The organism is Pantoea sp. SIMBA_079, from assembly GCF_046940275.1.
Taxonomy (GTDB): domain Bacteria; phylum Pseudomonadota; class Gammaproteobacteria; order Enterobacterales; family Enterobacteriaceae; genus Pantoea; species Pantoea borealis.
The window spans coordinates 1-231 of sequence record NZ_JAWRYR010000989.1 but is presented as its reverse complement, the minus strand read 5'-3'; the positions used below and the strand labels follow the sequence as shown (position 1 = coordinate 231).

Below are 231 nucleotides of genomic sequence, written 5' to 3'. Positions count from 1 at the left end.
CAGGAGCTCGGACGTGACGACAGATGCGCCGCAATAATTGAAGATCCCATGATCAATCTGCGTCTTCATGGCATCGGCATAGCCGTGCCGCTCATAGGTTCCGCCGTCCGCGCCGCCGACGCCGACAAGATGAACCCGCAGGTGGCGAAGCTTCTTCACCAGCTTGGCATCCGAACTGAAATCGAAGGCCCAGCCATTGGCGAACACGCGATCGATCCAACCCTTGAGAAG

1 protein-coding gene is annotated in these 231 nt (G+C 58.4%); it reads right to left on the bottom strand.

Features of this window, described 5'->3' with window-relative positions; genetic code table 11:
• On the bottom strand, positions 1 to 231 hold a 231-nt coding region (locus tag SB719_RS22900; protein ID WP_412160148.1), incomplete at both ends, for an NAD(P)H-dependent oxidoreductase.